General features: G+C 42.4%; 19 protein-coding genes. 10 read left to right on the forward strand and 9 right to left on the reverse strand.

The features are described from left to right. Window positions 1–20 precede the first annotated feature (20 nt). Entirely contained in the window at window positions 21–1,154 is a 1,134-nt protein-coding gene (gene proB / locus FTU67_RS01410) for a glutamate 5-kinase (RefSeq protein ID WP_005176735.1), read from the forward strand. 83 nt (window positions 1,155–1,237) lie between these two features. On the opposite strand, the gene FTU67_RS01415 is transcribed toward proB, so the two are convergent. Continuing rightward, on the reverse strand, window positions 1,238–1,942 hold the full coding sequence (locus FTU67_RS01415; RefSeq protein ID WP_163145952.1) for an SIMPL domain-containing protein: 705 nt from the start codon (window positions 1,940–1,942) through the stop codon (window positions 1,238–1,240). Window positions 1,943–2,410: 468 nt separating this feature from the next. Between FTU67_RS01415 and FTU67_RS01420 the strand changes: the two genes are divergently transcribed. From FTU67_RS01420 to sohB, 7 genes are all read left to right on the forward strand, one after another. Next, on the forward strand, window positions 2,411–3,784 hold the full coding sequence (locus tag FTU67_RS01420; RefSeq protein ID WP_005176742.1) for a diaminobutyrate--2-oxoglutarate transaminase: 1,374 nt from the start codon (window positions 2,411–2,413) through the stop codon (window positions 3,782–3,784). 3 nt (window positions 3,785–3,787) lie between these two features. Beyond that, window positions 3,788–5,320: an aspartate aminotransferase family protein gene (locus tag FTU67_RS01425; protein WP_104471299.1), complete on the forward strand. Its 1,533-nt coding sequence runs from the start codon at window positions 3,788–3,790 to the stop codon at window positions 5,318–5,320. 597 nt (window positions 5,321–5,917) lie between these two features. Further along, window positions 5,918–6,943, forward strand: a complete 1,026-nt coding sequence (locus FTU67_RS01430; RefSeq protein WP_005176746.1) for a substrate-binding domain-containing protein — start codon at window positions 5,918–5,920, stop codon at window positions 6,941–6,943. A 101-nt stretch (window positions 6,944–7,044) separates the two neighbouring features. Beyond that, entirely contained in the window at window positions 7,045–8,424 is a 1,380-nt protein-coding gene (pstC, locus tag FTU67_RS01435) for a phosphate ABC transporter permease subunit PstC (RefSeq protein ID WP_180006684.1), read from the forward strand. Then, window positions 8,424–9,818 (forward strand): phosphate ABC transporter permease PstA, encoded by a 1,395-nt coding sequence (gene pstA / locus FTU67_RS01440; protein WP_160241466.1) that lies wholly within the window; start codon window positions 8,424–8,426, stop codon window positions 9,816–9,818. The genes pstC and pstA overlap by 1 nt, the downstream gene beginning before the upstream one ends. A gap of 13 nt (window positions 9,819–9,831) precedes the next feature. After that, window positions 9,832–10,761, forward strand: coding sequence for a phosphate ABC transporter ATP-binding protein PstB (gene pstB, locus FTU67_RS01445; protein ID WP_218944958.1), 930 nt, complete (start codon window positions 9,832–9,834; stop codon window positions 10,759–10,761). A gap of 397 nt (window positions 10,762–11,158) precedes the next feature. Then, window positions 11,159–12,121 carry a protease SohB gene (gene sohB / locus FTU67_RS01450; protein WP_180006683.1) on the forward strand — a complete coding sequence of 321 codons (963 nt, stop codon included), beginning with the start codon at window positions 11,159–11,161 and terminating at the stop codon, window positions 12,119–12,121. Between the two features lie 32 nt (window positions 12,122–12,153). On the opposite strand, the gene FTU67_RS01455 is transcribed toward sohB, so the two are convergent. The 5 genes from FTU67_RS01455 to FTU67_RS01475 form a co-directional block, all read right to left on the reverse strand. Further along, window positions 12,154–12,792: a DUF2238 domain-containing protein gene (locus tag FTU67_RS01455; protein ID WP_180006715.1), complete on the reverse strand. Its 639-nt coding sequence runs from the start codon at window positions 12,790–12,792 to the stop codon at window positions 12,154–12,156. Between the two features lie 150 nt (window positions 12,793–12,942). After that, complete coding sequence (purB, locus tag FTU67_RS01460; protein ID WP_005176761.1) at window positions 12,943–14,331, reverse strand: adenylosuccinate lyase; 1,389 nt, start codon at window positions 14,329–14,331, stop codon at window positions 12,943–12,945. Window positions 14,332–14,381: 50 nt separating this feature from the next. Beyond that, on the reverse strand, window positions 14,382–15,113 hold the full coding sequence (hflD, locus tag FTU67_RS01465; protein WP_005176767.1) for a high frequency lysogenization protein HflD: 732 nt from the start codon (window positions 15,111–15,113) through the stop codon (window positions 14,382–14,384). 14 nt (window positions 15,114–15,127) lie between these two features. Then, a complete protein-coding gene (gene mnmA, locus FTU67_RS01470; protein ID WP_075166642.1) occupies window positions 15,128–16,261 on the reverse strand; it encodes a tRNA 2-thiouridine(34) synthase MnmA in 1,134 nt (377 codons plus the stop codon). A gap of 4 nt (window positions 16,262–16,265) precedes the next feature. Next, window positions 16,266–16,751, reverse strand: coding sequence for an NUDIX hydrolase (locus FTU67_RS01475; RefSeq protein WP_005176771.1), 486 nt, complete (start codon window positions 16,749–16,751; stop codon window positions 16,266–16,268). A 318-nt stretch (window positions 16,752–17,069) separates the two neighbouring features. Here FTU67_RS01475 and FTU67_RS01480 point away from each other — a divergent pair, with 318 nt between their 5' ends. Beyond that, on the forward strand, window positions 17,070–17,876 hold the full coding sequence (locus FTU67_RS01480; RefSeq protein WP_228278815.1) for a hypothetical protein: 807 nt from the start codon (window positions 17,070–17,072) through the stop codon (window positions 17,874–17,876). A 158-nt stretch (window positions 17,877–18,034) separates the two neighbouring features. Here FTU67_RS01480 and FTU67_RS01485 read toward each other — a convergent pair whose 3' ends face one another. The 3 genes from FTU67_RS01485 to FTU67_RS01495 form a co-directional block, all read right to left on the reverse strand. Continuing rightward, window positions 18,035–18,781, reverse strand: coding sequence for an ATP-binding protein (locus tag FTU67_RS01485; RefSeq protein WP_180061321.1), 747 nt, complete (start codon window positions 18,779–18,781; stop codon window positions 18,035–18,037). After that, window positions 18,778–20,322 (reverse strand): IS21 family transposase, encoded by a 1,545-nt coding sequence (istA, locus tag FTU67_RS01490; RefSeq protein ID WP_180061322.1) that lies wholly within the window; start codon window positions 20,320–20,322, stop codon window positions 18,778–18,780. The genes FTU67_RS01485 and istA overlap by 4 nt, the downstream gene beginning before the upstream one ends. Window positions 20,323–20,501: 179 nt before the next feature. Next, a complete protein-coding gene (locus tag FTU67_RS01495; protein ID WP_106405989.1) occupies window positions 20,502–20,654 on the reverse strand; it encodes an Arc family DNA-binding protein in 153 nt (50 codons plus the stop codon). 115 nt (window positions 20,655–20,769) lie between these two features. Between FTU67_RS01495 and FTU67_RS01500 the strand changes: the two genes are divergently transcribed. Then, entirely contained in the window at window positions 20,770–21,783 is a 1,014-nt protein-coding gene (locus FTU67_RS01500; protein WP_180061323.1) for an Arc family DNA-binding protein, read from the forward strand. Window positions 21,784–21,846: the final 63 nt, after the last annotated feature.

Here is a 21,846-nt window from a genome sequence, read left to right on the forward strand (position 1 = left end):
GAAGAGTAACTGAGGACAAGATGATAGAAGTGGTAGATGGGCAACGTCAGCTCCAGGGTTGTAAACGAATCGTTGTTAAAATCGGATCATCTTTACTCACAGCAAACGGGAAAGGCTTAGATCTGGATGCAATTTCGCATTGGGCGAATCAGATTGCAGATCTGCATAATGCAGGACACGAGATTATTCTGGTGTCCTCCGGTGCTGTGGCTGAAGGCATGGTTCGAATGAAACTAGAGAATCGACCCACTGATCTACCCAGTCTTCAGGCTTGTGCGGCCATTGGTCAAATGGGTCTGGTACAAACCTGGTCCAGCGTGCTGGAAAAACACGACATTAAAACTGCGCAAGTGTTATTAACTCATGATGACCTGGCAGATCGTCGCCGTTATCTCAATTCATGTGATGCCTTGCAGCACCTGATTGACTGGCGCGTGATTCCGGTGATTAATGAAAATGACACGGTTTCCACTGACGAAATCCGTTTTGGTGATAACGATACCCTGGCAGCTATGGTGGCCGGACAGGTACATGCGGATCTGTTGATTATCCTGACCGATCAGCAAGGCATGTTTGATTCTGATCCGCGCTCTAATCCGGATGCCAAACTGTTCCATACCGTACGTGCTTTAGATGAAAGCCTGTTCGATATGGCCGGTGGTGGTGGCAAGTTTGGCCGTGGCGGTATGCTGACCAAAGTCCGTGCAGCGCGTTTAGCAGCCAAATCGGGTTGTCCAACCTTAATTGCCAGCGGTGAAAGTGATAATGTACTGGCCCGTCTGATGGATGGCGAAATGCTTGGTACGCTGTTTATTACCGACAATGATCGTATCACCGCACATCAGCAATGGCTAGCGGCGCATCTGCAAACCGCAGGCCGTCTGGTATTGGATGAAGGTGCGGTAAAAGCCATCAAGGAAAATCATCGTAGCCTGTTACCGGTGGGTGTACGCGCCGTGGAAGGGCATTTCGAGCGTGGTGATGTGGTGGAATGTGTCGATCGTCAAGGCCATCGGGTGGCTGTCGGGCGGGTGAACTTTAGCTCGCGTTCAGCAGACATTATTAAAGGTCTGGCCTCGGACAAAGTGCATCAGGTGTTAGGTGAAGCACGTTCGCTGGAAATGATCCATCGCAATCATATGGCGATTTACTAAGCCATACAGATTCAACTTAAGAAATACAAAAATCCCGCTTCCGAGCGGGATTTTTTATTTTGGAAATAGAGGTAACGAGCAATTTACTTAAACTGAATCGTCCCGTTGGCATTCACCGTCATCTTCGATTCACCGGCAGCCATATCCGGTGCAGGTGCTGCTTCAGCCACTGCAAACTTGGCGGTATTGGCGCGCATTGCAATCGGGCGCGGGGTATAGTTATTGGTATTCATGTTCAGATTGACCAGTTGATAGCCTGATTTATTCCAGGCCTGGGTCAATAACTGTGCGCGTTGCTGGAAGTTTTTCGAAGCTTCAACTAGTAGCTCATTTTCGACTTTCTTACGCTGGCTATCTGACACACTAAAATGTACCGATTGAGTTTGCAGGCGCTGCTGCAGCTCGCCAATGAGCTGGCTGGCGGCTTTAAAGTCGGTACTTTCCAGATGAATTTCGGCACGACCGCGCCATTCTTTCAGTTTCTGACTGTCATTGTCATAAACCGGATAAGTCGACTGTGAACCACTTTCTACTTTAACCGTTGGATATTTTCGCGCTGTGGCCATCGCCTGATTCATAATTTGGGTGATCTGATTGGCCAGTTCAGAAGGCTGTTTATGACTGCGCTCGATATACAGCACTGCATTCATCTGGTCATTGGATACCTGACGGCTGGCTTCTGCCTGAACATTGATCAGGTTATAGTTCAGTTTTTCGGTGGTCTGCGCCAAGGCACTACCTGAAACTGTGGCGGCCAATAAGCAACTGGAGAGAGTAATAAAACGCATGATTTTGTCCTGTTTTTATAGGTATTTATCTATCAAAGCATATTAGCCAAGCAATATGGCTAATTTTTGCAGAGTTTGTGGTGGGATTGTAAAAAAATAATAAAATCTACTGACTCGGAATGGCTTGATTATTTATTTTAAAACAATATGTTATATTTAATAGTGGGTTTAATTCTGCAGGCAACTTACATAGGGTTAAAAAAAATATCAAGAATGCGGTTTTCTTTCTGCTGTCACATTGTAAGATGATAATTCAATCTAATGGTTAGACCGATAGAACTTTTCGATAAAATTAGCTCGATAAAATGCCAAAAGCGGTTTATTTTCCTGAAAAATTAGGTATCATCGCGCTCCTAGTTATTGAATATTATCTAGATCATCTAACTAGATTTTTATAAAGCACCGAGTCAAAGGACCACAAGTCACCCGACTTATTTCTTCAACCCATATCAGAGATGGTAATTCGATATGAGCGTTACTTCTGTAAACCCTGCCACCAATTCCACAAACGAATACTACTTGACTCGCCAAAGTCAGATGGAATCGAATGTGCGTAGTTATCCTCGTAAATTACCGTTAGCGATAGCGAAGGCACAAGGTTGCTGGGTTACCGATGTTGAGGGTACGACGTACCTGGATTGTTTAGCTGGGGCAGGTACATTGGCTTTGGGCCATAATCATCCTGCGGTGATTCAAAGTATTCAAGACACCATCGCGAGTGGTCTTCCTTTACATACTTTAGATTTAACTACACCTTTAAAAGATGCATTTACTGAAGCGCTTCTTGCTTACCTGCCAGGTGGCAAAGAAGAGTATTGCTTGCAGTTCTGTGGTCCATCTGGTGCAGATGCAACAGAAGCAGCAATCAAGCTTGCAAAAACATTTACCGGCCGTAGCTCTGTAATCAGCTTCTCAGGTGGCTACCACGGTATGACTCACGGTTCGCTGGCAATGACAGGTAACCTGTCTGCCAAGAATGCCGTAAACGGTTTAATGCCGGGCGTACAATTTATGCCGTATCCACACGAATACCGTTGCCCGTTGGGTCTTGGCGGTGAAGCAGGTGTGGATGCACTGACTTACTATTTCGAAAACTTCATTGAAGATGTGGAAAGCGGTGTTACTAAACCGGCTGCTGTAATTCTTGAAGCAATTCAGGGTGAAGGCGGTGTGGTTACTGCGCCTACCAAATGGCTGAAAAAAATCCGTGAAGTGACTGAAAAACACAACATCGTGTTGATTCTTGACGAAGTTCAAGCAGGCTTTGCGCGTTCAGGCAAAATGTTTGCTTATGAACATGCTGGTATTGAGCCAGACGTAGTGGTTATGTCGAAAGCGGTTGGTGGTAGCTTGCCACTGGCGGTGTTAGGGATTAAACGTAAGTTTGATGCTTGGCAACCAGCAGGCCATACCGGTACTTTCCGTGGTAACCAGCTGGCAATGGGTACTGGTCTGGCGACAATCAACACCATTAAAGAACAAAACCTGGCGCAAAATGCGCAAGAGCGTGGCGACTTCCTGCAAGCTGAACTGAAAAAACTGGCAGTTGAATTCCCATGTATCGGTAACGTACGTGGCCGCGGTTTAATGATTGGTGTTGAAATTGTAGATGAGCGTCAGGAAAAAGACCGTTTAGGTGCTTATCCTGCAGATTCACAACTGGCTGCTGCAATTCAGGCTGCATGTTTTGACAACAAACTGTTGTTAGAAAAAGGTGGTCGTGGCGGTACGGTAATCCGTTTACTTTGCCCGCTGATCATTAATCAGGAAGAGTGTGTAGAAGTGATTGCCCGCTTCAAGAAAGCTGTGGCTGAAGCACTGAAAGCAGTACGAGGCGCATAATACATGGTAGATTTTGCAGAACATCGTAAAGCCTTACTCTGCAATGATGCTCAATCTATTGCTGACTATGAGTCAGCAATGGACCAAGCGACAAAAGCTGTCGCAGCATGGTTGCAAAACGATAAAATGTACACCGGTGGTAGCATTAAAGAGCTACGCAGTGCCATTTCATTCAATCCATCGAAAGAAGGTCTGGGTGTACAGAAATCTTTAGAGCGCATGGTCGAGCTGTTCCTGAACAAGAGCTTGAAAGTTCACCATCCGCATTCACTGGCGCATTTGCACTGTCCAACCATGGTGGCCAGCCAGATCGCAGAAGTGTTAATTAACGCCACTAACCAGTCCATGGACTCATGGGATCAAAGCCCGGCCGGTTCATTAATGGAAGTGCAGCTGATTGACTGGTTACGCCAAAAAGTCGGTTACGGTTCAGGTCAGGCCGGTGTATTCACTTCAGGTGGTACGCAGTCTAACCTGATGGGCGTACTGCTGGCGCGTGATGCCTGCATCGCGAAAAACTGGAAAGACGAAAACGGCAAGCCGTGGTCAGTACAGCGTGATGGTGTACCGGCAGAGGCAATGCGTAATGTCAAAGTCATCTGTTCTGAAAATGCACACTTCTCTGTGCAAAAGAACATGGCGATGATGGGCATGGGCTTCCAGTCTGTGGTTACCGTTCCTGTGAATGACAATGCACAGATGGATGTGGTTGCACTTGAGAAAACCATGGCACACCTTCAGTCTGAAGGCAAAATTGTGGCATGTGTGGTGGCAACTGCAGGTACAACCGATGCGGGCGCGATTGATCCATTAAAAGAAATTCGTGAAATCACCAACAAATATGGCGCGTGGATGCACATTGACGCGGCGTGGGGTGGTGCACTGATTTTGTCGAATGACTATCGTTCTATGCTCGATGGCATTGAATTGTCGGATTCTGTGACGCTTGATTTCCACAAGCATTATTTCCAGACCATTTCATGTGGCGCATTCTTGTTAAAAGACGAAGCCAACTACCGTTTCATGCATTATGAAGCCGAGTACTTGAACTCTGCTTATGATGAAGAACATGGCGTACCAAACCTGGTATCGAAGTCACTGCAAACCACGCGTCGTTTTGATGCCTTGAAATTGTGGATGACAGTTGAAGCCTTGGGCGAAGAGCTTTATGGTTCAATGATCGATCATGGTGTGGATTTAACCCGTGATGTTGCTGCTTATATTAAAGCAACAGATGGTCTTGAGCTGCTGGTAGAGCCGCAATTTGCATCGGTATTGTTCCGTGTGGTGCCTGAAGGCTATCCGGCTGAATTTGTCGATGCCTTAAACCAGAACGTCGCAGATGAGCTGTTTGCGCGTGGTGAAGCCAATATTGGTGTAACCAAAGTGGGTCAGGTTCAGTCATTGAAAATGACCACGTTAAGCCCGGTTGCAACACTAGACAACGTGAAAAACCTGCTGGCACTTGTGCTGGCAGAAGCAGAGCGTATTAAAGCTTCAATTGCAGATGGTACTTACACACCACCAATCGCTTAATCGCATGCTGCAAAGAAAGAGAGGCCTACAAGGCCTCTTTTTTTATCTCGGGTCATTGAATTGAAAAAATGACGATGCGTACTCATGCATCTGTTAACAAGCCAAACGGGCCAAAAGAAGGGGATAGAAATGAATAAAGTGGCTGAGTAAAGTGAAGTGATCAATTGGCTGAGAACGTGTGTTTCAGGCAACAGATGAATATATTAAGTTTAAGAAAAACAATCAATTTCGCTTTTTATAGAATATCGGGTGATTGTCATCAACCAGAGAGAATTATGACAATTGTAAGAAAGCGAACCGGTGCTGGATTGGCATTTTGTCATATTTTTACAGCGCTTTCATATTTTTTTAGACATCTTTCGAAATTTTAATAAGGTAGTGAAATGTTATTAAAATCATTATCTTAAATTAATATTTTGATATAAAGCAGGCTTCTAGAAACTATAAAAACAAGCTGCAAAATAAAACATCATTAAAGTGTCATAAAGGTGTAACTTTATTGTCATATTTTAAACTCACAATGCACATAACGAAATAAGTACAAAACTTAATAAAAAGTGGCGTACTCCGAATTTGCATAAATTGAGAGAGAACAGAATGCGCTTTACCAATATCGCACTTGCATTAGCACTATCTGGGGCAGCTGTAGCAACAACTGCGAACGCAGCTCGTGACACCATCCAAATCGCTGGTTCTTCTACAGTATTGCCATACGCAAGTATTGTAGCAGAAGAGTTCGGTAACACATTCCCACAATTCAAAGCGCCTGTTGTTGGTTCTGGCGGTTCTTCAGGTGGTTTGAAACAATTCTGTAACGGTGTGGGCGATAACACAATTGATATCGCAAACTCATCTCGTCAAATTAAAGATTCAGAAATCGCTGCATGTAAAAAAGCAGGCGTGAACCAGATCTTAGAAGTTAAAATTGGTTATGACGGTATCGTATTCGCGTCAAACTCAAACAAAGCTGCTTATAAATTAAAACCTTACCATGTATTTGCTGCTTTGGCTGCTGAGCTTCCATCGAAAGGTAAAATGGTTGCTAACCCATATACACGTTGGAACCAGATTGACAAATCACTTCCAAACGAACCAATTACTCTGGTAATTCCAGCATCTAACCACGGTACACGTGAAGTGTTCCAAGAGAAAATGGTTGATGCAGGTTGTGAAGCTTATGCAGCAATCAAAGCATTAGACAAAGATGCGAAGAAAAAAGCATGTACAACTTTCCGTAAAGATGGCCGTGTGATTGAAATCGCTGGTGACTACACTGAAACACTGGCACGTTTAAGAACTTCTCCAAGTGCAGTGGGTGTATTCGGTCTAGGTTTCTATGACCAAAACCGTGACAAGCTACGTGTTGCAACTGTAAACAACGTTGCGCCATCTGAGCAAACAATCCTGAACGGTTCTTACCCTGTTTCACGTCCATTGTTCTTCTACGTGAAAGGTGAGCACCTGAAATCAATCAAAGGCTTACAACAGTACACAGAATTCTTCTTAAGCAAGAAAGTATCTGGTAAAGGTTCTAAGTTAGACAAAGCAGGTCTGATCTCTTTATCTGACAAAGAACGTGCGCAAATCCTGGCGAACTTCAAAGCAGGTAAAGCTGTTAAATAATTGTGGTTAAAACAGCTGATGGCAGGGTTTCCTGCCATCAGCTTTTTGCGAAGAGAAATGTTTTTTCAAATAATGAAAATTGAAAAAACGGTGGAGAATACATGAATCTGCTACTCATAGGTGTGTTACTGGCAATTATTGCCATAGCCTATCAAATCGGGTTAAGCAAAAGCCGTAACCTAGCAGGTAAGGGAAATAATTCTGCAATGTTGCACTCACGCCCTGGTTATTATGGTGCGTTGGTGGCGTTGTGGTGTGCGATCCCTGCTTTTTTAATTTTGATTGTTTGGAATCTGGTTGAACCAACCATTTTGGAACAGGTAGTACTGAGTCATGTACCGGCAGATGTTGCTGCCAACCTGAATGCAGCCAGCACCAGCGTTCTGGTAGACCGTGTGCAAGCACTGGCTTCTGGCTTTGGTGTCACTGATACACCAGCCGCCTATGAACTGGCAGCTGCTGAACAATTAGCAAAATTTGAAACCATTGGTTCTTATATCAAACTGGCCGTTGTGATTTGTGCAGCGTTAATTGGTTTGCTATGGGCGAAAAAACGTGTCTCTCAACAGTACCGTGCCCGTAACCAGGTTGAAAAGATCATTAACATTTCTTTAGCCCTCTGTTCTGGTGTGGCCATTCTGACCACCGTTGGTATCGTGATGTCGATGTTCGGGGAAGCCATGCGCTTCTTTAGCTTCGTCAGCCCAATAGACTTCTTCTTTGGTACCCAGTGGAACCCAGGTTTTAGTACCACCGGTAGTGCCGATGGTGAATATGGCCTGTTACCGCTGTTATGGGGAACCTTGCTGGTCAGTGCGATTGCATTGCTGGTTGCAGTACCTATTGGTCTGATGATTGCCATTTACCTGGCAGAGTATGCATCTTCGAAATTCCGTTCATGGGCAAAACCGACCATTGAAGTGTTGGCCGGTATTCCGACCATTGTATATGGTGTATTTGCCTTAATGATTATTGGTCCATTCCTGAAAAGTGCCGGTGCACTGCTGGGTATTGATATCAATGCTACCAGTGCTTTAACTGCCGGTCTGGTAATGGGCATTATGATCATTCCATTTGTATCGTCTTTATCTGATGACATCATTACCCAGGTACCACGTGCTCTACGTGATGGTTCGTTGGGTCTGGGTGCGACTAAGTCGGAAACCATTCGTAAAGTGGTGATGCCGGCTGCCTTGCCAGGGATTATCGGCGCCTTCTTGCTGGCTGCATCTCGTGCAATTGGTGAAACCATGATTGTGGTCCTGGCCGCAGGTAACAGTCCGTTACTACATGCCAACCCGCTAGAAGCGGTTGCAACCGTGACCATGACGATTGTTAACCAGTTAACCGGTGATACCGACTTCGCAAGTCCGCAGGCATTGGTGGCGTTCGCATTAGGTTTAACCCTGTTTGTTATTACCCTGTGTTTGAACATTGTGGCACTTTACATCGTGCGTAAATATCGTGAGCAATACGACTAATGAGTACTTCAAATACTACTTCAATGGATCAACAACCGCTTGATCCACGGGCGGCCGCTGAATTACGCGCACAACGTAAACAGAAAATTGAAAGCTCGTTAGCAAAACGCCATCGTAAAGAAAGCACTTTCCGCATGTTTGGTCTGGCCTCGGTACTGGCAGGTTTATTCTTTGTCGTGTTACTGTTCGGCAGTATTCTGGCCAAAGGTTTACCGGCATTCTGGCAAAGCAGTATGGCAGTGCCAGTCTACTTTGACCCAAGCATTATTAATGTGGGCGCCCAGCCAAAACAGCAGGCAGGTGAATCTCCGGCACAATTTAATGACCGTATGATTGCCTGGCAGACTGAAATGGGTATGGTCGATTGGGATGCGCTTATCGTTAATGGTATCGTCGCTAAAGATGCGGCGCTTGAAGCCAAGCGTGATGATTTAGGCTACATGTACACCAGTTCTGAAACCTATCGCTTACGTGATATGGTACTGGCAGATCCATCGCTGATTGGTCAAACCAAAGAAGTGAAAATTCTGGCCGATGCCAATGTAGATGTATGGCTTGCGGGCAATATTGACCGTGACCTGCCGGCAGAACAGCAGCAGCTAAGCCCGGAAATCCGTCAGCTGGCAGATGATCTGAAAGCCCAAGGTATTATAGAAAATACTTTCAATACCAATATCTTTGTCAGCCCGGACTCGCGTAGTTCGCCTGCAACTTCTGGTTTGGCTGGTGCCTTCATGGGTTCATTGTTCATGATGCTGATCGTGATCTTTATCTCGATTCCAATTGGTGTGGCATCTGCAATTTACCTGGAAGAATTTGCACCAAAAAATGTCATTACTGATATTATTGAAGTGAACATTAACAACCTGGCCGCAGTTCCATCGATTGTATTTGGTCTGTTGGGCGCTGCCATCTTCATTGGCTGGATGCATTTACCGTTATCTGCGCCACTGGTGGGTGGTCTAGTTCTAAGTTTAATGACTTTACCGACCGTAATTATTACCACACGTGCTTCACTAAAAGCGGTGCCGCCATCTATTCGTCAGGCTGCATTGGGCTTGGGTGCATCACGTCTACAAACCGTATTCCATCATGTATTGCCACTGGCATTACCAGGGATTTTAACCGGTGCGATTATTGGTGTTGCACAAGCATTGGGTGAAACCGCACCACTTCTATTAATTGGTATGAGTGCCTTCGTTGCGAGCGTACCGGCATCTCCATTTGATCAATCTACCGCATTACCGGTACAAATTTTCCTATGGCAGGGCAATGAATTGCGTAACTTCTTTGAAGGACGTACCGCTGCCGCCATTATCGTACTTCTTGCACTCATGATCGGCCTGAACAGTCTGGCGATCTGGTTACGTAAGAAATTTGAAGTACGTTGGTAATTGAGGGCAAAATATGACTACTGTATTAAGCACAGACAAACCGAATTCCTTAGAACAGGATAAAGCAGTGAATCCAGAGCAAACACAATTTACGTCAACTGAAGGCGAAGAACACAAACAGCCTGCAACTTCGTTTGTGTCTCAGTTTGATACCCAGGCGGCGAGCAAAAAAGAAGCCAAATCGAACAATGTCAAACTCAGCACCTCCGATGTTCATGTGTACTATGGTGAATCTGAAGCAATTAAAGGCATTGACCTGAACATTTATGAAAATGAAGTCATTGCCTTCATTGGTCCATCAGGTTGTGGTAAATCGACTTTCCTTCGTACCTTAAACCGGATGAATGACACCATTGATTCATGCCGCGTTACCGGTAAAGTCATGCTGGATAATCAGGACATCTATGATCCGAACCTGGATGTGGTATTACTACGTGCCCAAGTCGGTATGGTGTTCCAGAAGCCAAACCCGTTCCCGAAATCAATTTTTGAAAACGTGGCTTACGGTCCGAAACTGCACGGTTTGGCGCGTGACAAATACGATCTTGAAGAAATTGTTGAAAACAGCCTGCGTAAAGCCGGTCTGTGGGATGAAGTTAAAGACCGTTTAAACCAGCCAGGTACTGGTCTGTCAGGTGGTCAGCAGCAGCGTTTATGTATCGCGCGTACCATTGCGGTTTCACCAGAAGTCATTCTGATGGATGAACCATGTTCCGCACTGGACCCGATTGCAACTGCAAAAGTTGAAGAACTGATTTCTGAGCTGTCTACCCAGTACACCATTGCGATTGTTACGCACTCGATGCAACAGGCAGCGCGTGTATCAGACCGTACCGCATACTTCCACCTGGGTGATCTGATTGAAGTGAACTCGACTGAAAAAGTCTTTACTCAACCAGACCATCAATTAACGGAAGCGTACATTACAGGTCGTTTTGGTTAGTTGCCAACCGCTGTATATCAAAAAACCGCAAATCAATATTTGCGGTTTTTTTATGGCTCTGGTTGAGGGGTAGGGGGAGGGTCATAGCGGATTTGATGGATTATCTAACCTATCATAATGCTTAAAATGAGACCCTAAATAGATTTCAGTTTGAAGGGCTGAATCCGGAGCAGATCATTCCATCTGCTATCCAGTTGGTGGTTTTAATGTTGAGCTTTCCCAGCTTTTAAAATCCCGTCCTGTTCAACAGGGCTGTATTTTTTAGTTGTTGCAAAAATGACACTACGGTTAACACGGAAGTGGATTAAATTAAGCAAATAAATGCGCTAATATTGAATTCTCAATATCCGCCCTCATCTAAAGCTTAGCCAAAATAAAATTGAGAACAGATTTTTATATGTTATTTCATTCCCAAAAACTACCTGCCGAAATTCGTATCCGTCATTTAAATGCGCGTATTAACGAACAACGAAAAAAAATAGCGCAGACTACGGCCTCCAAACTGGAGCTGTTGCAATTTAGCCAGCAATTGTCCAAAGAAGCACGCCTGCGTAAAAAGAATAACCAGAAAATTTATGTACTCGATTTTAAAGGGGATATGGCCGCCTCTGCGGTAGAGAATCTGCGTGAAGAAATTACCTTAATTCTGGCCACCGCCAAAGCTGGACGTGACCGCGTGGTGGTGCGTCTGGAAAGTCCGGGCGGGATGGTACATGGTTATGGTTTAGCCGCTGCACAACTGGTACGTCTGCGTGATGCCGGTTTTCATTTGACCATCTGTGTTGATAAAGTCGCTGCTAGCGGTGGCTATATGATGGCTTGTATCGCCAATGAAATTATCTCTGCACCGTTTGCTATTGTGGGTTCAATTGGCGTAGTGGCACAGGTGCCAAACTTTAACCGCCTGCTGAAACAGCACAATATAGATTTTGAACTGTATACGGCTGGTCAATACAAACGCACCGTGACCATGTTTGGTGAAAATACCGAAGAAGGCAAGGCCAAGTTTGAAGAAGAGTTGCAACAAACTCACAGCCTGTTCAAGCACTTTGTTGAAAAGTACCGTCCGCAGCTCAATGTTGAAAAAGTCGCTACAGGTGAACACTGGTATGGTCAGGATGCTTCCGATCTGAACCTGGTCGATAAACTGCAAACCTCAGATGAATACCTGTTAGGGTTATTGCCACAGCATGATGTTTATGTCATTGAAACCCGTCGCAAGCCAACCTTGGGTGAAAAACTCGGCCTACAAGCCGCACAGGTGGCCGATTCTCTGGTGCCTGCGGTCATTAACAAGGTGATGGATACTTTAAGCAAAGCCAGTGCCAATCTGGTGCAAATGCGCGATCCTAAGCTCTAATCCAATTTTGCTCATGAAACATGAAAAAGCACTCAATCGAGTGCTTTTTTTCTGTCTTTGTATAAGCTCCAGCTTCCTGCCAGAATTGCGCCGAGCGTAGCCAGGAGCATATCTTTATGCGCATCCCAGATATCGCCTTGCTGACCATTATAATTTTCAGCCGCTTCTGGAGAGAGGAGGATGGCGAGTAACCATTCCAGCCATTCGTAAATCAAACTGCTGCTCATAACCCATTGCACGACCAGCAGAAAGATCATCCAGTCTTTGGCGTTAGGAAAGCCCAGCCGATGTAAGCGGAAAAACAGCGGGTAGAGCAGCACCCCATAGGCAAAATGCACAAAGCGATCATACATATTGCGTTCCCAGCCCAGCCACTGATTTAAATCAAAGCCGAAGTATTGCAGCAGCCAGTCGTTATAGGGCACATAAGAATAGAGATAATGCGCGCCTAAAATATGAATCAACAGAAAGATAAGATAGAAAACAAAACTCGAAAAGCTTAAACCGACTTTTTTGAAGAGCAATAGCAGCACAATTAGCATGATAACCGTTCCAACCTGATGTAGCACATAGGCTGAAAATTCCATCGGGTTGATACTGGCAAGCAGCATGGTCAGGCCTAACAGGACCAGCATCAGCCAATGTTTGGCTTGTAATTGGTAGTCGATCATTCTGGTTATAGGATTGGGATTTGTAATTATCATAATAAAAAAGCGAAACCGGAGCTTCGCTTTTTGATGCTGAGTTTTTCAAAATTACACCCTCTTTATGTTGCTTCCAGAGGAAGAAAGAAGATGTTGTGAAAAACTCAAATCATTTCATTAGATTTTAGCAATCAAATCTTTAATTTGTTTTGCCTGTTCAGCGGCATTACCGGTGTAAGACGCAGGGGTCATTTCAGCTAAACGTGCACGATCCGCAGCCGGAACAGCTTCGAGTTCGTTACCGTTGACGAAGCTCACCATCATGTCGCGAGTCATCGCTTGACCACGAGTCAGCGCTTTTAATTTTTCGTATGGTTTTTCAACGTTGTAACGACGCATAACCGTTTGAATCGGTTCAGCCAATACTTCTTGTGCATTGTCCAGGTCTTCCAGAATACGGTCAGCATTCAGTTCTAGTTTACCAATACCTTTTAAGCAGGCTTCAAATGCGATCAAGCTCTGTGCAAAACCTACACCCATGTTACGAAGTACAGTTGAGTCGGTTAAGTCACGCTGCCAGCGAGAAATTGGAAGTTTTTCGCCCAGGTGCGCAAGAACAGCATTGGCAATACCCAGGTTACCTTCAGAGTTTTCGAAGTCAATCGGGTTGACTTTGTGCGGCATGGTTGAAGAACCGACTTCGCCTTCTTTCAGTTTTTGTTTGAAGAAGCCCAGCGAGATATAACCCCAAACGTCACGGTTAAAGTCGATTAAGATGGTGTTGAAACGACGCAGCGCATCAAACAGTTCCGCCATATAGTCATGCGGTTCAATTTGCGTGGTGTACGGGTTGAAAGTTAAACCTAAAGATTCAACAAATGCTTGTGAATGTGCAGGCCAGTTGATGTCTGGATAGGCAGACAGGTGAGCGTTGTAGTTACCCACTGCACCGTTGATTTTACCCAGCAGTTCAACATTGTTGAATTGCTTGATTTGACGCGCTAAACGGTACGCCACGTTGGCCATTTCTTTACCCAAAGTGGTTGGGCTAGCTGTTTGACCGTGTGTACGAGACAGCATGGGTTGATCAGCATGTTTTTCAGCCAGCGCCACAATTGAGTCAATGATTTGCTGCATAGATGCAACCAGTACATCACGGCCGTTTTTCAGCATTAACGCGTGTGACAGGTTGTTGATGTCTTCAGAAGTACAAGCAAAGTGAATGAATTCACCGGCATTTTTCAGCTCGTCGATGTTGGCGATTTTTTCTTTCAGGAAATATTCAACCGCTTTAACGTCGTGGTTAGTGGTACGTTCAATCTCTTTAATGCGGTTCGCATCTTCTTCAGAGAAATTTGCCACAATCGCATCTAAGGCCGCATTGGTTTCTGCAGAAAAAGCTGGGACTTCAGTAATTTCCGGACGGTTCGCAAGCGCTTGTAACCAACGCACTTCAACAGTCACACGAGCATGGATTAAACCAAACTCAGAAAGGAAAGGACGAAGAGCATCACATTTGCTCGCATAACGTCCATCTAATGGAGAAAGTGCAGTTAAAGCGTTCATAACGATTCCTTAAACTTTGGAACTAAACCTAAAACAAATGTCCGTACAGATCAGACCACCTGATACTGTAAACGGGCAAGATCCTGAATATCTTGAAGCAGTTTGCGTTTGCTAAAAATCATCGCCCATGAGCTGCCACCGAGTTGACGCCACAAATGTGCCATTTGCAGGCCGGTAAATAGCGAGGCACGAATACGGTTGGTATGGGCAGAATCTTTAAAGGCCTCGGCATTGCCACGCACCATAATCCGCGGATTAATCTGTCCAGCAGTATCAACATAGGTTTGGGCAAGATTGGCGAGAATACTTGGATGTAAATAGTTATTATCAAAAAAGGACAGCTGTTTTAAGATTTTTTGCTGGGATTGCTCAATAATTTCAACAAATTGCGGATTACTATAGACTTTCTTTTCCAGTTGCAGCAGCGCCATGGCATAGGACATCGGCAACTTGGCATTGGACATTTTCGGTAATCTGGATTTGGGTGAGGTGGTAAACGGATGGGTAATGCTATTTTCGAGGGTTTTTAAACCAAGGGAGATATCGGCCAGCTGACTAAAAAAGTCTAAGGTTTGGCCACTCTGATTATTACTTGGACGGATATTCAGGCTGGCCTGAATCAGGCGCTCCAGATAAAAGTTACCGCTATCGCCAATACTTTGTCGGCCAGTCAGTGCGGTCATATGGGTCAGCTGCGTGGCCTGAAACACAGCAGCGAGGGCCAAAGCACGATTCTGGCGAACATTCAGAGTTCGAGGCTGTTGAAACGGTAACTCTGTCATGCCGAAACAATCCTTTAAACAAAATCCGGGTGAGGGGCATTGGTATGATGGATCACGCCACCCCCTAAGCACACTTCACCTGCGTAGAACACCACGCTTTGACCTGGTGTTACTGCACGTTGTGGCTGATCAAATTCAACACGTACACCATTTGGTGTTTCTGGATCTTTAAATAATACGCAGTCTTGGTCAGGTTGGCGATAGCGGGTTTTTGCCGTGCAGCGGAAACCGGTGTCAGGAATATCCTGTTCACCTGCGACCCAATCAATGGATTCGCTCCACAGAATCGTGCTTTGCATCAGTGGATGATCATGACCTTGACCAACCACCAGACGATTGCCGGCTACATCTTTATGCAGTACAAACCAGGCACCTTCAGCTGCACCTTTCATGCCGCCAATACCAATACCACCGCGTTGACCGAGCGTATAGTACATTAAGCCGTGATGTTCACCAACCTCTTTGCCATCTTCCAGCACGATTTTTCCGGGTTGTGCGGGTAAATATTGTTTTAAGAAGTCATTAAAGCGGCGTTCACCAATAAAACAGATACCGGTGGAGTCTTTTTTCTTTGCAGTCGCCAAGCCCAATTCTTCTGCAATTTTACGTACTTGTGGCTTTTCAATTTCACCGACAGGGAACAGGGTCTTGTTAATTTCACGACCATGCACCGCGTGCAGGAAGTAAGTCTGATCTTTGTTGTTGTCGACACCACGCAATAAAGGTGCATATTGATCACCTTTAGAGTTGGTCATGGTTTCACCACGACGGCAGTAGTGACCCGTTGCAATAAAATCAGCACCCAGGTTAATGGCATGATCTAAAAACGCACGGAATTTGATTTCTTTATTGCACAGAATGTCCGGGTTAGGGGTACGGCCAGCGGCGTATTCTGCCAAGAAGTGCTCGAAAACCCGATCCCAGTATTCCATGGCAAAGTTGGCGGTGTGCAGTTTGATGCCAATTTTATCGCATACGGCCTGGGCATCGGCCAGATCTTCCATGGCTGTACAGTATTCCGTGCCATCATCTTCTTCCCAGTTTTTCATGAACAATCCTTCAACCTGATAACCTTGTTGAAGGAGGAGTGCTGCAGAAACAGAAGAATCTACACCACCTGACATACCGACGATGACACGTTGTTGCATAGGATTAGGCATCCACACTATGAATTAAGGGAGAATTTTGGTGCTCGTAAATGAGCGATAAAGGATATTTTTGTCCGGTCTGAGCATCCTGTACGGCTTTAATCACCAAAGGACTGCGGGCGCGGGCCGATTCAAGCAGTTCATCCGGGCTCATCCAGACGGCACGGACAATACCAGTGTCTAGCTGTGCATCTGCATGATGGTGAATGGCTTCGGCCAGAAAGCAGAAACGGTAATAGGTACGATCTGGAAACATGGGCGGAGTATAGGTATAAATGCCCAGTAAAGCCTGAATACGTACATCGTATCCGGTTTCTTCCAGGGTTTCGCGAACCGCTGCTTCAATAATGGTTTCACCGGCTTCTACATGACCTGCAGGCTGGTTAAAGACGGTATGTGTAACGCCTTCAGTCTGTTCTTCTACGAACAGAAATTTACCGTCTTTTTCAACAACGGTGGCAACAGTCACATGCGCAGTCCAAGCGGTCATAAAAAAGCACCATGGGGTAAAACGCATATTCTACAAAATTTAGGGGGATGTGGCTATGAGGGAAGGGGATTTCTTTGGAGAAGATGATTTTTGAGTTTGAGTAAAAAATTGTGTGAAACAAGGACTTAATAATGAGCGTGGAACATGAGAAATCCATAAAGAAGTCCAAATCAGGTGATTTTGACTTCTTAGTATGAGCTAATATGCTGATTTAAAAAGAGAAGTAAAAATAATTTCGTATAACCTGTATTATGTTAATTTTAGGGAAATTTAACTATTCTGATTTTGCTGAAATCATAAATTTATAAGAGATAAATAATGCTAATAAAAAGATATTGGATTATTTCCTCGTATGTCCTGTTACTTATTGGATGTACATCAAAAGATATTTCAAAAGATATTCCTAAAGAAGGGGAAATAGTGACATGGAAGCAGAATCCAAATTTGATAGTAAAAGCAAAGCTTGGTCCACGTAGAAAACATATTCCTGACCAATTTGATAATGAATTTTATCGCCCTGAACGTGAACATTATTTAGGGCAGTTTCCAATTGACTATATTCCTGAAAAATTTCCCGCTATAACTCAAGAGGAAGCAAATACTTTACCAATGCCTGACTCTAATCGACAATTAGAATTTTATTTAACTTTCAATAGGGAAAAAATAGAAGCTACGGATGGTTTTGCACCTGATCATAAAGATCAGGTACGAGTACGAATAAAAGGTTTAGGTTTAGAGATGAGGGAAAATAATACTGATACAAAAAAAGTAATTCTTAATAATATTACTCCGGAATATGTCAAGATGGATTCGAAATTTAAAAAATTCGGCTTGGAATGTTATCGGAGGATTTTTTCTGATGAATATCTATTTTGTTATGCAGATTCGAATATTCCAAATGTTTCTGGTGTCTTTCTTAAAGTTAATACAAGAGGAAGAAGACCAGAAAATGGAGAATCAATTGAAATAATAGGAAATAACTATGAATCAAATAAGTATGGGGATATATGGGTTCAATGGGAAACTAATTTAAACAATTGGGAGAAATGGCAAGATATTGATAATGCAATATGGCGCTTATTAGACACATGGAACTCAGCTCCATCATCTCAAAAAAATAACTAAATTTTACTTATTTAACATAATGGCTGTTATGCGAAATATTAGTCATGACTAAGTGCAAAATCAACACTTACTTGAACACCCATTCTCATCCAAGTTGGACACTTTAATAAACTTATACGTAAATTAAAGTGTCGCTTTACTTGGACAAAAATAAAAAATTACTCGATTTTTTTACCTCGTTTTTTTCGCATAGATTCACCTGCCAAATTGAAAATATGGGACCTATGAACAATACGATCTAGCAATGCCTCACCAACCGTTTGGTCCTCAAAGTAGTTGAGCCATAGATTGGTTTCATATTGACTTGTGATTAGTAGTGAACCGTTGTCACTATGTTTATCAATAACACTAATAAAATGAGCCAACCAAGAATTATTGATCTGTGATAAACCAAAATCATCTAAAATGAGCAATTTACAGGAAAGTAATCTCTTCTTTAAGGTCAAGATAGTTCCCAAATTTACCGCATTATTGAAATCTTCGAACAACTCAGTTGTATTATAAAAGATGACTTTAAAACCCAACTTACATGCGTTCGTTCCAAATGCAGAGGCAAGCCACGTCTTACCTATGCCAGTTGCACCTGTAAAAATTAGATTATGTTTGGACTTGATCCATTCACAATCAGCAAAACTTTGTAAAATATCACTTGTTAGCCCTTTTTTATTGGAACAATCTATTTCTGTCAGGCTGCTTGTCGGATATCGTATATTCGATTTATTTAGCAATGATAAGATTTTTCGATTGCTGACTTCATTTTGCTCGGCGATTAGTAATTCATTGAGAATTTCTAATGAGGTCTTTTTACTGTTAACCATTTCATCATAATGATCAACAAAGCAATTCAAACAACCATTGAGTTTTAAATCTTGCATTTTTTGTGCAATAACGCTCTTTGTAGTCATTTTGCATCCCCTCCGAAATAATTAGCACCACGTAAGTTTGCGTGTGTATAGGAATTCATTGTTTGAGTGGTGTTTAGAGGTTGGATATATTTTCTATTTTTGAGTACATACATTAGATCTGTAACTGCTAATAGATTATATTTTAATGCATACTCACAAGCCTGATTAAGGACAGAATCAAGCTTTTTTTCTAAAATATAATCTCTAAGCCTATTTAAAGACTTAATATTACTAGCGAGTTGCTTGGACTTATTTAGAATTTGTTCCACAAACTCATAAACATAGTTTCCAAGAGATTTAGCCCACTGCTTAATACTTGCTGGGCTTAAAGTATTATAAAGCCTATGATTGGCTGGCATATGCTCCTCTAGAATACTTGCTTGACCATAACCCTCTAATAAACTGTGTGAAGTAATTAATTCATTCTCATAATAGAATTGCACTTCATGACTTGTAACACCGATATCTAACTTCTTACCTATCAGAGTATAAGGAACAGAATAAATATTCCCATCAATGGTGAACTGATAAAACTCTGAAACGGTTTGTTGAAATATCCATTTTGAAAAAGGATATGGATGTTTAGGTAGTGCAAGTAATTCATTTTTTTCAAATCGATGAAAACGATCTGATCGACTTTCAGGAAAACGCTTAGTAACACCATTGTTGATTCTATCAACTTCTACATCGATAGCTTTTTGTAATTCTTCAAGTGAGAAAAATTTTCTTTCTCTTAATTTGACCAAGACAGAACGTTGGATAATTTGAACACAAACCTCTGCTAGCCCTTTGTCCTTGGGAGTACGTGGGCGAGTATTTAGAATTGCAAAATCATGATAGTCAGCAAATTGTTCAAATGTTTTATTGAAAACCGTTCCATTACGTCCTGTTTTAATAACAGCCGCTTTTAGATTATCTGTGATTACTTCTCTTGGAACACCACCTATACGATCAAAAGTGGCTGTAAAACATTTTAACCAGTCATGTGTTTGTTGAGTTTCGGCTGCAATCACAGTGATTAAACTTGAAGCGCCTAGTACACCTACAAAGATTTGTACATTCCTCACCTTACCTGAATTGATGTCGTGAATTGGCATTGTTTTACCACAGAAATCGACAAGTAACGTCTGCCCAGCAGTAAAATGTTGGCGCATAGATGGGTGTAATTTTTTCAACCATTGCTTGTACAATTTCGCAAATCGAGAATAAGAAACACATTCTGGCTCTGTTTCTTTAAACTCAATCCACAATTGCTTAAGTGTCATATCTCTGATCTTCATTTGATCATTGATATATGTAAAATCTGGAAGCGGTTTGCACTTCGTAATATTTTTTGCAACACCTGTTTGTACAATATCTACAAATTCTTGATTAGATGCTTTCAATACCTCAGCAACGGGCATTTGGATTTCATTTAATTTTTTTGCAATAACGCCAACAGTTGTTGGTGATACATTCACTCTTTTTGCAATTTGTCTATGCGTATTGCCTTGAGTTAAAAACTCAAAAATTTTTCGTTGAATTACAACAGGTATTTTCATTAGAAAACTCCCAAAATCAGATAAATAGATTGAGGGAGAAAGAACAAGCATTTTGCTTTATTGACTTTCAAAAAGTAATTCAACAAAATGCTAGGTGTGTCGATAGTCAAAAGACACCTTTCAATGGCTCATGTTACAGCATGGGTCATTGATCTTTCTCCACGGATAAAATTAAAAAACTAATTTAGCCCATTTTTAGACTCCTTCTGCATTCGTTCAAGTTCAGTGAGTACATAAGAATTCATTGATTGATGTTTTTTCTTAGCCATTCTTTTTATCCAAAAAACTAGCTCTTCAGGTAATCTTAAATTTAATTGTTTAGTTGCTTGCATGATCATCACTCGATAGTAGCATTTTGATTCTATAGTAGTGAAATGATTCTATATGCGCAATAGTTTTTTTGCATCATAATGCTACTATTGTTAATTCCTACTGTCCGTGGAATCCATGAAAAAAAAAGATATTCAGTTTAATCTTCGAATTCCAGAAGATTTAAAGTTAAAAATTGATGAAGCCGCTAAGATAAATCAGAGGTCTATCAATGCTGAGACAATGTCTCGCCTATATGACTCTTTTGTTATGGATAATAATATTCATTTAGAAGCAGCTAAGGTTATAGAAAACTTTTTGCAAGCTAGAACACCTACACAACGTAAAAAGGATGTAGCTGAACGACTTACTTTTCTGTTTAATCAAATTAAAAAAAGTAAATATTTCGATCAACTTACGATTGCAGAATTAGCATATAAAATTGATGAAAATTCAGCAGATAGTGCTGAATCATGGTTTAGAGCAGAAATGGAACCAACTTTTAATCAGTTGGAGAGGATCGCTGACTTCTTATCTGCGAATTCAAATTGGTTACTTTTTGGAAAAGAAAGACCATTCAAAGTTGAGAGCTTCCGTTTTGATGAGAATTTAGATAAAGATTTGAGATGGTTGTTGACCCCTAATCCTGAAAAAGCTTTCTTAAAAAATCAGTCGGTGCGAGAAGTTAAATTTCTTCGCAGTCTCAATGCAGAAGGCTCGCTAATTGTAGCTAAACTATACTCTAATCATTATGTGGAGTGTTTCCAGACTCCTTACCATATTAGTGATGTAACTGGTGTAGGTGGGTATAATTCTCTGCTTTATTTATGTTTACTCTTTAAAACTTTAAAAAAATATCATGGTTCATACCATCATCCTAATATCTACAGTTATTTGATTTCTGAAGAAGTGGCGAAGAAAATATGGTCGGAAGAAACACACCCCTTACCATTGATTGATCAACTACATCAAATTCCATGGATGGATGATCTTGCTGATAAATCACCTAATCGGTCTTTAGATGAATTATATTGGAAAGGTTTTGATTTACTTAGATCACGGCTTATTAAGGATTTTAATGAAAAAGAATACATTCAAAACATTTTGAAAGATTCGGAATTTCATATTAAGCATCCTATGACTTTCGATTAATGCTATGTCAGTTTATGTTGTATAAATAAGAAAAGTTATTCTACTTAAATTATTGTTTATATA

This window comes from Acinetobacter sp. YH12132, assembly GCF_013418645.1.
GTDB classification, from domain to species: domain Bacteria; phylum Pseudomonadota; class Gammaproteobacteria; order Pseudomonadales; family Moraxellaceae; genus Acinetobacter; species Acinetobacter indicus.

Coding starts and splice junctions, on each gene's coding strand:
- mnmA (WP_075166642.1), bottom strand. CDS start 16,261: ATGCAACAACGTGTCATCGTCGGTATGTCAGGTGGTGTAGATTCTTCT.
- FTU67_RS01485 (WP_180061321.1), bottom strand. CDS start 18,781: ATGACTACAAAGAGCGTTATTGCACAAAAAATGCAAGATTTAAAACTC.
- hflD (WP_005176767.1), bottom strand. CDS start 15,113: ATGACAGAGTTACCGTTTCAACAGCCTCGAACTCTGAATGTTCGCCAG.
- FTU67_RS01415 (WP_163145952.1), bottom strand. CDS start 1,942: ATGCGTTTTATTACTCTCTCCAGTTGCTTATTGGCCGCCACAGTTTCA.
- FTU67_RS01420 (WP_005176742.1), top strand. CDS start 2,411: ATGAGCGTTACTTCTGTAAACCCTGCCACCAATTCCACAAACGAATAC.
- pstB (WP_218944958.1), top strand. CDS start 9,832: ATGACTACTGTATTAAGCACAGACAAACCGAATTCCTTAGAACAGGAT.
- sohB (WP_180006683.1), top strand. CDS start 11,159: ATGTTATTTCATTCCCAAAAACTACCTGCCGAAATTCGTATCCGTCAT.
- istA (WP_180061322.1), bottom strand. CDS start 20,322: ATGAAAATACCTGTTGTAATTCAACGAAAAATTTTTGAGTTTTTAACT.
- FTU67_RS01425 (WP_104471299.1), top strand. CDS start 3,788: ATGGTAGATTTTGCAGAACATCGTAAAGCCTTACTCTGCAATGATGCT.
- FTU67_RS01480 (WP_228278815.1), top strand. CDS start 17,070: ATGCTAATAAAAAGATATTGGATTATTTCCTCGTATGTCCTGTTACTT.
- FTU67_RS01495 (WP_106405989.1), bottom strand. CDS start 20,654: ATGCAAGCAACTAAACAATTAAATTTAAGATTACCTGAAGAGCTAGTT.
- pstA (WP_160241466.1), top strand. CDS start 8,424: ATGAGTACTTCAAATACTACTTCAATGGATCAACAACCGCTTGATCCA.
- proB (WP_005176735.1), top strand. CDS start 21: ATGATAGAAGTGGTAGATGGGCAACGTCAGCTCCAGGGTTGTAAACGA.
- FTU67_RS01455 (WP_180006715.1), bottom strand. CDS start 12,792: ATGATCGACTACCAATTACAAGCCAAACATTGGCTGATGCTGGTCCTG.
- purB (WP_005176761.1), bottom strand. CDS start 14,331: ATGAACGCTTTAACTGCACTTTCTCCATTAGATGGACGTTATGCGAGC.
- pstC (WP_180006684.1), top strand. CDS start 7,045: ATGAATCTGCTACTCATAGGTGTGTTACTGGCAATTATTGCCATAGCC.
- FTU67_RS01430 (WP_005176746.1), top strand. CDS start 5,918: ATGCGCTTTACCAATATCGCACTTGCATTAGCACTATCTGGGGCAGCT.
- FTU67_RS01500 (WP_180061323.1), top strand. CDS start 20,770: ATGAAAAAAAAAGATATTCAGTTTAATCTTCGAATTCCAGAAGATTTA.
- FTU67_RS01475 (WP_005176771.1), bottom strand. CDS start 16,751: ATGACCGCTTGGACTGCGCATGTGACTGTTGCCACCGTTGTTGAAAAA.